General features: G+C 67.2%; 11 protein-coding genes. All 11 read right to left on the bottom strand.

Going from position 1 to position 9,006, the window contains the following annotated elements:
- Positions 1-535 (bottom strand): hypothetical protein (locus Q1X76_RS05295; protein ID WP_300718504.1); only part of this gene is annotated, 535 nt, incomplete at its 3' end.
- A 24-nt stretch (positions 536-559) separates the two neighbouring features.
- Positions 560-1,495: a phage tail protein gene (locus Q1X76_RS05290; protein ID WP_300718503.1), complete on the bottom strand. Its 936-nt coding sequence runs from the start codon at positions 1,493-1,495 to the stop codon at positions 560-562.
- Positions 1,480-2,301 (bottom strand): phage tail protein I, encoded by an 822-nt coding sequence (locus Q1X76_RS05285; RefSeq protein WP_300718502.1) that lies wholly within the window; start codon positions 2,299-2,301, stop codon positions 1,480-1,482. Before Q1X76_RS05285 ends, Q1X76_RS05290 begins: the two co-directional genes overlap by 16 nt.
- Entirely contained in the window at positions 2,301-3,434 is a 1,134-nt protein-coding gene (locus tag Q1X76_RS05280; protein ID WP_300718501.1) for a baseplate J/gp47 family protein, read from the bottom strand. Before Q1X76_RS05280 ends, Q1X76_RS05285 begins: the two co-directional genes overlap by 1 nt.
- The gene (locus Q1X76_RS05275; RefSeq protein ID WP_300718500.1) at positions 3,418-3,759 is read right to left on the bottom strand and encodes a GPW/gp25 family protein; all 342 of its coding nucleotides are present in this window, start codon (positions 3,757-3,759) and stop codon (positions 3,418-3,420) included. The genes Q1X76_RS05280 and Q1X76_RS05275 overlap by 17 nt, the downstream gene beginning before the upstream one ends.
- Positions 3,759-4,145, bottom strand: coding sequence for a phage tail protein (locus Q1X76_RS05270; protein ID WP_300718499.1), 387 nt, complete (start codon positions 4,143-4,145; stop codon positions 3,759-3,761). Before Q1X76_RS05270 ends, Q1X76_RS05275 begins: the two co-directional genes overlap by 1 nt.
- Positions 4,145-4,762, bottom strand: a complete 618-nt coding sequence (locus Q1X76_RS05265) for a phage baseplate assembly protein V (RefSeq protein WP_300718498.1) — start codon at positions 4,760-4,762, stop codon at positions 4,145-4,147. The genes Q1X76_RS05270 and Q1X76_RS05265 overlap by 1 nt, the downstream gene beginning before the upstream one ends.
- Positions 4,755-4,886 (bottom strand): hypothetical protein, encoded by a 132-nt coding sequence (locus Q1X76_RS05260; protein WP_300718497.1) that lies wholly within the window; start codon positions 4,884-4,886, stop codon positions 4,755-4,757. Before Q1X76_RS05260 ends, Q1X76_RS05265 begins: the two co-directional genes overlap by 8 nt.
- A gap of 10 nt (positions 4,887-4,896) precedes the next feature.
- Positions 4,897-5,910 (bottom strand): contractile injection system protein, VgrG/Pvc8 family, encoded by a 1,014-nt coding sequence (locus Q1X76_RS05255; RefSeq protein WP_300718496.1) that lies wholly within the window; start codon positions 5,908-5,910, stop codon positions 4,897-4,899.
- Entirely contained in the window at positions 5,910-6,119 is a 210-nt protein-coding gene (locus tag Q1X76_RS05250; RefSeq protein WP_300718495.1) for a hypothetical protein, read from the bottom strand. The genes Q1X76_RS05255 and Q1X76_RS05250 overlap by 1 nt, the downstream gene beginning before the upstream one ends.
- Positions 6,112-8,976 carry a phage tail tape measure protein gene (locus Q1X76_RS05245; RefSeq protein ID WP_300718494.1) on the bottom strand — a complete coding sequence of 955 codons (2,865 nt, stop codon included), beginning with the start codon at positions 8,974-8,976 and terminating at the stop codon, positions 6,112-6,114. Before Q1X76_RS05245 ends, Q1X76_RS05250 begins: the two co-directional genes overlap by 8 nt.
- Between the last annotated feature and the right edge of the window lie 30 nt (positions 8,977-9,006).

Genomic DNA, 9,006 nt, shown 5'->3' with positions numbered 1-9,006 from the left:
CGATGCCGTTGGGATTCATGTCCGCCGGGATCTCGCCGCCATTCTCGATGATGGCCACCATGCGCCCGGAATAGTACGTTTTGCCGTTGACGGTCATGGTGTCGCCGCTGGCGGAGATGCCGTTGAGCAGGTCGGCGTTGGCGTGCTCGTGGGCCTTGGCCACAGCGGAATCCACGGATTCCTTGCCCTGGATGTCGGCCCATTTGACGACCAGATCCATGCTTTCGGCTTCGGCGATCTTCACCCACGAACTGCCGTCGTAGATGTACTGGGCCGCGCCGGTGCTGACGGTCTCATCAGCCGTGGCATCCTTGACCCAGCACAGGTCGCCCTGCTTCGGGCTTTCCAGGCCGTCACGGGCGGCGATGTCATCCACGACATAACAGGGCACCTTGCCGCTGACGGCGTTTTGCAGCGATGCGATCTTGATTTCGACATTGCTGCCGTCGGCCGTTTTGACCTGGGTGGACGAGGTTTCGGGATGGAAGAGGTTGCCGTTTACATCTTTCAGCACGCCTTTGATGGGATCAGCCATTTCTTTGCTCCTTGGGCAAAAATATTAGTTCTCTACATAGGCCACGTTCGCGGCCACGTCCTCGAGGCGTGTCTCCAGAGCGTCCACGCGCTCGGCGATGCCATCAGGCACCTCCACGCCCTCCAGCTTCGGCTGGATGCTGTACGCCCGCACCAGCACCCGCATCTCGCTCCCGGCCGGAGCAGCGAAAAGCAGGCGGATCGCGGTCGATTCCAGCGCGTCGGCCGAAGAAATTTCCTCATACTGCTGGCCCGGATAGCAGGCCACGCCATCCCAAAACACATCCAGCAGATGCTCTCCGGGGAGGTAGGCCACCCCCTCCGGCAGAGTGAGCGTGCCGCCGTCCTCCACGGCCTCATCCAGCGTCCAGACGGCCTCCCGGGGATGACGCAGATCCTCCACCACGCCCGCGATCTGGAGCAGCTCCAGCCGCGAGGCATAGCCGCTCTCGCTGACGACGATCTCCACCTCGGCCGTGCCGGACATGATGACCGGCACGGAAAGCTCGTGCGTAGTGGCCTGCCCCAGCACGCTCTTGGCTTTGTAGAACGGGGCGTGGTTGCCGTAGGCGAACAGCACGGGCTGGCCGCCCTCTTCCAGCGGCTCGGCCCAGACGCCGAACTCGCGTATCCAGAAGCCGCCCTCCGTGGCCGGGATGACGATGTGCGCCCAGCAGATGTTGGGGTCCTCTGCATCCTGGCTCAGGCTGTCGACGGGGCGGCGGTAGACCTCGTGCACGAGATCCACGGCATCGTCGGCGGGCACGGGGACCTCGCCGTTGCCGTCGCCCACGGCGATGACGCTGAGGCGGACGGGCTTGCCGACGGCATGGGCCGCGGCCTCCAGCACGGCCCCGGCTTGGGTGAGCAGGCAGTAATACTCAGGGGTGTCGGTGGCGACACCGGGGACGGTCTGGGTATCCTCCAGACCGCCGGGAACAGTGGCTAGGGCTTGGGGCATACGATACTCCGGCTTTGTGAGATGATGGCAAACGCGATGCGTCCGCGCAGGTCAGGGACAGGCCGGGGCGGCGTCCAGGGCCGGATGACGCTCCGGGAGCAGCGCGTGCTGCCCAGCCCCACATGGACGCGTCCGGACGGCACCGGCCTGGGCGGGAACCAGAGGCGCACCCGGTGCATGGTCCGCATGATTCCGGCCACAGCGATGCTGACAGGCAGGGGCCGGGTGGTGACGGTCTCCAGACAGTCCAGCCAGCTGCGGACGTTTTTGTAGTCAAAGATCAGCCGCATGGCGTCGGTCACACCGGTCTCATCCAGACCGGCATCACTGACGTCCAGACGCACGCGGAAAAAATACGGCCGCCCCTCATACTCCCACCACTGGCGGATGACCGTGGGCAGGCGCAGGGCCGTCTCCAGCGCCGTGCGCACGGCCCAGGGAGTGCCCCGGCGCCGGTGCAGCAGCAGGCTGCCGGCGATGAGCTGGCGCTTTGCAGCCACGTCCACAGCCGCCTCGTAGCCCTCCACATGGAGCTGCCACGCCAGATGATCCAGCACAGGCTCCGGGAGGCTGGCCAGACCGCCGGACAGCTCCGACAGTCTGGCCAGAGGCGGAAGCATGGCCACGGGCTCCACAAAGCCCGTGTCATGCGCGAGGCGGGCGTACAGCAGCACACCCGGGATGGCGCGCGTCGTCGCATCCAGCACGCCATCCAGCGCGGCAGCGGCGGCGCGGATGGAGGCATCGCCGCTCAGGGAATCGGGCAGCAGCTCGCGGAAGGGAGTGGAACCGAGGCGGCGGGCCATCACTCATCCTCCAGACCGCCGAACAGCAGGGAAATATCGGTCTCGCGGGCCACCTGCGTGGCCTCCAGGGCGCGGAAGGCCGGGGCATCCAGCTCCACGCGCTTGGCCCCGGCGGCCTGCACGGCGGCGATGAGCCGCGTGGGGTTGATGTCGCGCCCGGGCTGGGAGCGCTGCCACAGCCGCCAGTCCTCCACGGCCTGGGCCACGGCGGCCGTCACCCCGGAGAGCAGCACGGCATCGCTGCGGCGCAGATACCAGCGCCCGGACACGGCATAGTCCACGGTCTCGGGCGCGGCCACCTCCACCCTGTCGGTGAGGGGCCGCACGGTCTCGTCGGACAGGGCCTCGCGCACCATCGAGATCATGGCCTCGTCCGGCAGCTCGCCGCTGGCCAGCACGAAGCGCACATCCACCACGCCCGGCTCCGGGGAGGTGACGGACACGGCCCCGATGTCGGCGCTCACGGCCAGCACGCGGGCCTCGTAGGCACCGGTACTGCCCGCCACGGTGTAGGTCTCCGGGGCGAGACGGATGCGCTCGCGCAGGCGCTCATCGTCCTCGATGTCGGCCCCCTCCACCGACGTGGTGGTGTTGCTGACACTGACGATGTAGGGGATGGGGTCCACCAGCTGCGTCACCTGCCCGGGCACGAGGCCCGTGGCCTGTGCGCCGGAGGTGGTACACAGGGCCGCCACATCCACCTGCAGCTCGCCGGCGGCGATCTCGCTGTCCGCGATGGTGGCGAACGCGATCTGGCCGTCCATGGTGGCCACGCGCGTGCCCTCGGGGATGGGCACGGCAAAGCCCAGGGGCTCGCCCAGCACAAAACGCAGGCTCAGACGGGCGGACTGCGCCGGGATGCGGGCCACACCCATGAGCGCGCCCAGATGGTCGAGGTGCGCGCCCTGGGCATAGGCCAGCAGGCCCTGCTGACCGGCCAAGTTGAGCAGCCGGTTCTGGACGGACAGCACATAGGCCACGGACTCCAGAAAAAGGCGCACCGGATCGCCGGGCTGGAGGCTCACGCCGGCCAGGCTCTCGTAGGTGGTCAAGATGGACGCCTCGATGTCGGCCGCGGACAGGGGCGCGAAGCTCACGGCAGGCAGGGAGCGCAGATCACTGGAAATCGCCACGGTACTCCTCCCTGATCTCGACGGTCACGCGGGGGATGAGCTGACCCTCCACCGCATCATTGCTGGAAAACGTGATGTCCCGCACACGGATGCGCGGCACATAGCGCTCCAGCTGCTGGCCGATCTCGGCCACCATGTACTGCATGGCCTCGCCCATCGGCCTGTCCACATGATCCCAGGAGAGACCGAAATCACGGTCCAGCGGCACGGAGCCCTTGCGCGTGGCCAGCACCATGCGGATCTCCTGCGCCAGACCGGCCAGACCGGTGGCGCCGATCTGGATGCTCTGGCGCTGCGCCATGTCCACGGTGAGCGTGATGGGCATCAGTTATACTCCTGCAGGGCCAGCTGGACCTCGGCGGAAAGCGTCACGCCGTAGTGCAGCTGGCGGTGGGTGATCTCGTAACTCTTGAGGACAAACCGCCCGTAGTATTTGAGGCCGATGACCAGGGCCATCTCATCGCCGCTGGCCGCCACGCTCTCCAGCAGGCGCAGGCGCAGGCCCACGGTGGAGACGGGCGTCAGGGGCACGATCTGCACGGTCAGCGATACCGGGTCGAGATTGCGGCCCATGTGCTGCAAACAGGGGATGCCGGCCAGCACCCGATGCTCGGCATAGACCTGCTCGCGCGAAAATTTGAGGTCGCGGAAGGTGCTGACCTCCAGCGCCGTCACGCTGAACGGGAACGTGCCCAAAAGCCCCTGATACATCAGTGCGGCTCCCCTGTCTGACCGCCGTGCGGGCAGTCATGGACGTGATGCAGGAAGGAAACGCCCTCCACGATGATGTCCCCATCCTGCAGCTGGAACGTGCCCTGCATGGCCGCCTGGGTCGTGCCGCCACCGGTGCCGCCCAGCTGCATGGCCGGAACCATGAGCGTCAGGCTGGCCGCGCTGGAGACGCTGACGCCGCCGGCGACCTCGGCCTGCACGCTGCCGGTGGCCGTCACGGCCACGTCGCCCTGCACCTGGGCCGTGAGCTTGTGCGCGGCACGGTCGTACTCCAGCACCGTGCCGTCCGAAAATTTCCGATGCCACTTGTCCCCGCTGGCCACCGGCGGGCTGGTCTTGCCGTACATGGCGCCGACGACGAAGCCCTGCTCCAGTCCGTAGGGCAAAAACAGGCACAGCACCTGATCGCCCACGTCGGGCAGGTCATAGGTCAGATCGCCGGAGGCCCGCGGACAAAGCACCGGCAGCCATGCAGAGGACAGGGGCTGCGTCACCGTGTCCCGCAGCTCCACCTGCACGCGCATCTTTTCCGGCTGACGGGCCGTCACGAAGCCCACGCGGATGACCTGGGCCAGCACGTCCTGCACATCACTCATGGCAGTATCCCCACAATTCCAGCACCAGCCAGCAGCCACCGGCGGCCATGAGCAGCAAGCCCGCTGCCAGCAGCAGGAAAATGGGCCGCATCTCCCGTCTGATTTGTCGCAGATCCTGATCCATGTCCGCCACCCTAGTAGTCCAGCGCCTTGACCAGCTCCACGCTGGTGCGGTAGCCGCTGTCGCGGCCCAGGCTGTGCGTGGCCTGCTGGATCATGTAGTCCGTGTCGAAATTGCCCCAGCCCGAGAGGCGCAGCACCGTGCCCGCCCGCAGGCGCGTATCGCCCATGCACTCGAAAGAGCCTGTCATCTCCTGACAGTTTTTGGCCCGCAGCTCGGCGATGGCCACGCGCTCGGCCTGCGCCGGATGCTCGATGCGTTTGTTGATGGTCAGCACCCGGCCCGTGGTGGGCGGCAGCTCCGGCTGGTAACTCTTTTCCGTGGTCTCGGAGCTGGCGGCATCGGTGTAGCCCACCACGCATTGCGTGTAGACGCCGTCCAGGGTGCGCTTGAAGCCGGCCCGCTCCACGGCCAGCTCGCCGCGCTTGAGCTCCAGGGGCTCCAGCTGGTCGGCCGCCTGCCCGGAGTAGATGACGCAGAGCTGTTTTTTGATGGCCACGCGCAGGCCCTGCTCCTTGCAGATGCGCTGGAGGAAGGCCAGGTCCGCTTCCTGCCGCTGCTCCACGCGCCCGAAAACGATCTCCGGGGCCTTGTAGAGCAGGTCGAGGCCCGCAGGCCCCACCACGTCCGCCGCCACGGTGGACAGGGGCACGTCGGCCCAGGCCCGCGTTTTTTTCTGCAGCATGAGGCTGGATTTGACCGCCGCCGGCACGCCCTTGATGGTCACCACGTCGCCGCCGTCGCGGCTGGTTTCCAGGGTCAGCTCATCCACCTCAAATTCGCCGCAGTCCAGTTCCTCCTCTCCGGGGGCGCGGAAATCGCTGGCCACGATGGTCACGCTGATGATGTCGCCGTGTTTGGGCAGCCAGTCGCCCTGCCAGAGCCCCTCGCGGTCTTCCAGGGTGAGCTGGAGGTCGTCCAGCTCATCGTCCGCTTTGTCCGTGTAGGAGAGGGACAGCAGATGCGGCCAGAGATCCATGCTCACGTCCTTGCCCTGGATGCTGATCTCCACGGTGGCGCGGCGCATCACAGACGCTCCCACGGCGGCAGGCTGCGCACCCGCTCGGCGGCGGCCTGCTCCGGCACGCTGACGCGCGTCTCCCCGGAGAGCAGCAGCGCGTCCAGCTCATCCACGTTGAGGGCCAGTACATCCCCCATCTGGTGTTCCCCGGAGAGGCGGGCCAGAGCGATCTGATCCCATGCCTCGCCCTGACGGCTGACGTATTCGCTAGGCATAGGCCGTCCTCCTGCGGTCGGAGGCGATCTTGTCCAGCGCCCGGCGGATGAGCGCCTCCATGTCCGGCTTGATGCTCTCCAGCACCCGGCGCACCGCACGCGGGTCGGACGACATGAGCGAAAAATTCTGGGTCAGATCCACCATGATCTGGCCGTTGCTCCCGGCAGCCTGGGCGGCCTTGCCGCCGCGCCGGGCCAGACGGGCAGGCGTCTGCGGCAGGGCCGTGGGCGTGCCCACACGGCCGGCTGTCTGGGCAGGCGCGAGCACGGTGATCGTCTGCGGCAGGGCGTGGGGCGTGGACAGGGGTACACCGGTGCGGCTGCCCGCCGGGATGTACAGGCTCTGCACCTGGGAATTGTCCCCGGCCAGCGTGACCACGGTGGTGCCGCCGGCAGCGCGCGACCCGCCGCCCTTTTTCCCTTTCTTCTTGGCTGCCTCTTCGGACGCCATGAAATCATTGAAGCTCTGCTTGAAGTAGTCAGACTCCGAACCGCTGGCAGACGCAAGGCCTGTCAGAGTGTCCGGCGCTTTGGAACGAGGCCCCTTGGGTAAATCGGGCATTGGGGGCGCCTTAGCGGCAGATGCCTTGTCTGCTGCGGCCCTGGCATTGGGAGCGGCGCTCTGCTCCGCCGCAGCCTTGGCATTGGCCGCCGGCTGCTCCTTTTCATCCTCGCCGCTGAACCAGTCGATGGCCTTGCCAATGCCGCGCTTGGCGCTGCCCAGCACGGGCATCTCGTCGATCTTTTTTCCGATCCAGGTCGCGGCCTCGGCCACGGACTCCATGATCCCCTTGATGATGCCCCACGCCCACTGGAACACGCTCACGATGCCGCTCCAAAGGGAGTGGAAAAACGGGCCGACCGTACTCCAGTTGTCGATGATGAGGCCGGCGGCCACGGTCACAGCCGTGAATACCACGCCCATCGGCCCCATGGCGAAACGCAGGGCCACACCCACCAGACGCAATCCCCCGGAGAGGACAGCCGTCCCGGCGGAGCAGGCACGCTGGACAGCGGTGAGCGCCACGGTGGACAGGGTAGCGCCACGCAGCAGCCCCATCAGGGCCGAAAGCCTGCCCCCCACACCAGTCAGGATATCCCGCCACGAAAGCGAGGCCAGCGCCGAGGCCCGCTGCCAAAAGGTCAGCGTCCGCGCCCCACCGGCAGCCGTGAGCTGGGCGGCGTTCATGCGCAGCAGCATGCCGCCGAAGCCGTTGGCCGCCGTACGCAGCACATTGAGGACGAGCCCCAGGGCCACACCGCCCACGGCCAGCGTGGCCAGACCTGCGCCGGCGGTCATGACCACACCGGTCAGGTGCGGGAAGCGCCGGGCCAGATCGCGGATGACGCCAAGGACGGACGCTCCCTTGTCCGCCACTGCCCCCACCATCGGGAGCAGTGCCGTGCCCACCGTGACACCGAGGTTGCGGGCGCTTTGCGTGACCTTGGCCAGCGAGGTGGCCGTGGTCTTCATCCGGTTGGCGTATTCCTGGTCCACGGAGCCGGACACATCGCTGTTGGCGATGCTTACCGCCTGGCGCAGGGTCTTGAGTTCCGTCATCAGCGGCGCGATGGCCGCGATGCTTTCTTCGCCGAACAGCAGGGAGGAAATGGAATTGCGCTCCTCCGGGCGCACGCGCTGGAGGGCCTCCAGCACACGCATGACCGCACCCATCGCATCGGTCTGCAGCTGCTTCTGCAGCTCGTTGGGGTCGATCTGCAAATATTTGTAGATGGCCTTGCGCTGATCCGTGAGCCCGGCTTCTCCGGCGGCCATGACCTTGATGAAGTTCTTCATGGCCGTTCCCGACACTTCCACTTCGGCCCCGGCGGCCTTGAAGGCCGTGGCCAGAGCGGCGATGTCCTGGGTGGCGAAGCCGGAGGCCTTGAGCAACGGCCCCATGCGCGTGAAGATCTGGTCGATATCCCCGGCCTCGGCGTTCATTTCGTTGCTCAAGGCATTGATGACGTCCGCCGTGTGGCGCGACTGCTCCGTCGTGAGTCCCATGGCGGCCTGCCATGTGGCCAGCGACTTGCCCGCCTGCTCGGCGCTGACGCCCCAGGCGATGGACATTTTCGTGGCCTGCTCGGCCACGCCCAGCATCTCCTCTCGGGTCTTGCCGAGACCAGCCTGGGCCGCCGCCGTCATGATGGCCACGATGTCCTCAAAGCTCTTGCCGGTACGGTTGGACATGGCCTGCGCATCGGCAGACAGCTGCTGCATGACCTCTTCCGGCGCGTCCATGACCTTGCGCAGGTCGGCGAACACGTCTTCAGCGCTGACGGCCAGCTTGACCGGGATGGCCGCCGTGGCCCCCACAGCCGCCGTGCCCAGCAGGCGGCTGTGCAGATCCTGCCGCTCCGCCTGCAGGGCGCGGGAATTGGCCATGTGGGTCTGGAGGGCCGAGCGCACCGCCCTCGCCTGCTCCATACGCTTGACGAGGCCCGCGTAATCGGCCTGCAGGGTCTGCACGCTGCCGCTGACCTTTCCGGCCTGCTGGGCAAGGCCCTGCATTTCCTGCCGGTTGATGGCCAGCTCCGCCGTCAGGTCGAGCACACGGTTTTCCGCCGCCTTGATGCGGGAGGCGAAGCGGGAGGAAGCAGCCCCGGCACTCTCTGCCTGGGCCCGCAGCCCTGCCAGCTTGGCTTCCGCTTTCTCCAGCTTTCCGGCCAGACCGGTGAGCTTGGCCCCCTGCTTTTCCAGAGCCGCGCCCAGCTGTCCCACGGGCGTGTTGCCCATCTCGCGGATAGCCTGCGAGACCATGCGCGCCTGGCCGGCGGCATCCTGGAACGCTGTGCGGTAGCTCCCGGCAAGGGTCGCGCCCAGCCTGAAGGAAACGGAAACTTCTTTGGCCATGATACTCGTTATCCGCCGCTGGCCGCCTTT

Source organism: uncultured Desulfovibrio sp. (assembly GCF_949282365.1).
Classification (GTDB): domain Bacteria; phylum Desulfobacterota; class Desulfovibrionia; order Desulfovibrionales; family Desulfovibrionaceae; genus Desulfovibrio.
Note: the sequence above shows the minus strand (reverse complement) of the source record. Positions and strands in the feature narration are given on the sequence as shown.

Coding starts and splice junctions, on each gene's coding strand:
- Q1X76_RS05255 (WP_300718496.1), bottom strand. CDS start 5,910: ATGCGCCGCGCCACCGTGGAGATCAGCATCCAGGGCAAGGACGTGAGC.
- Q1X76_RS05250 (WP_300718495.1), bottom strand. CDS start 6,119: ATGCCTAGCGAATACGTCAGCCGTCAGGGCGAGGCATGGGATCAGATC.
- Q1X76_RS05245 (WP_300718494.1), bottom strand. CDS start 8,976: ATGGCCAAAGAAGTTTCCGTTTCCTTCAGGCTGGGCGCGACCCTTGCC.
- Q1X76_RS05275 (WP_300718500.1), bottom strand. CDS start 3,759: ATGCCCATCACGCTCACCGTGGACATGGCGCAGCGCCAGAGCATCCAG.
- Q1X76_RS05260 (WP_300718497.1), bottom strand. CDS start 4,886: ATGGATCAGGATCTGCGACAAATCAGACGGGAGATGCGGCCCATTTTC.
- Q1X76_RS05265 (WP_300718498.1), bottom strand. CDS start 4,762: ATGAGTGATGTGCAGGACGTGCTGGCCCAGGTCATCCGCGTGGGCTTC.
- Q1X76_RS05290 (WP_300718503.1), bottom strand. CDS start 1,495: ATGCCCCAAGCCCTAGCCACTGTTCCCGGCGGTCTGGAGGATACCCAG.
- Q1X76_RS05270 (WP_300718499.1), bottom strand. CDS start 4,145: ATGTATCAGGGGCTTTTGGGCACGTTCCCGTTCAGCGTGACGGCGCTG.
- Q1X76_RS05285 (WP_300718502.1), bottom strand. CDS start 2,301: ATGGCCCGCCGCCTCGGTTCCACTCCCTTCCGCGAGCTGCTGCCCGAT.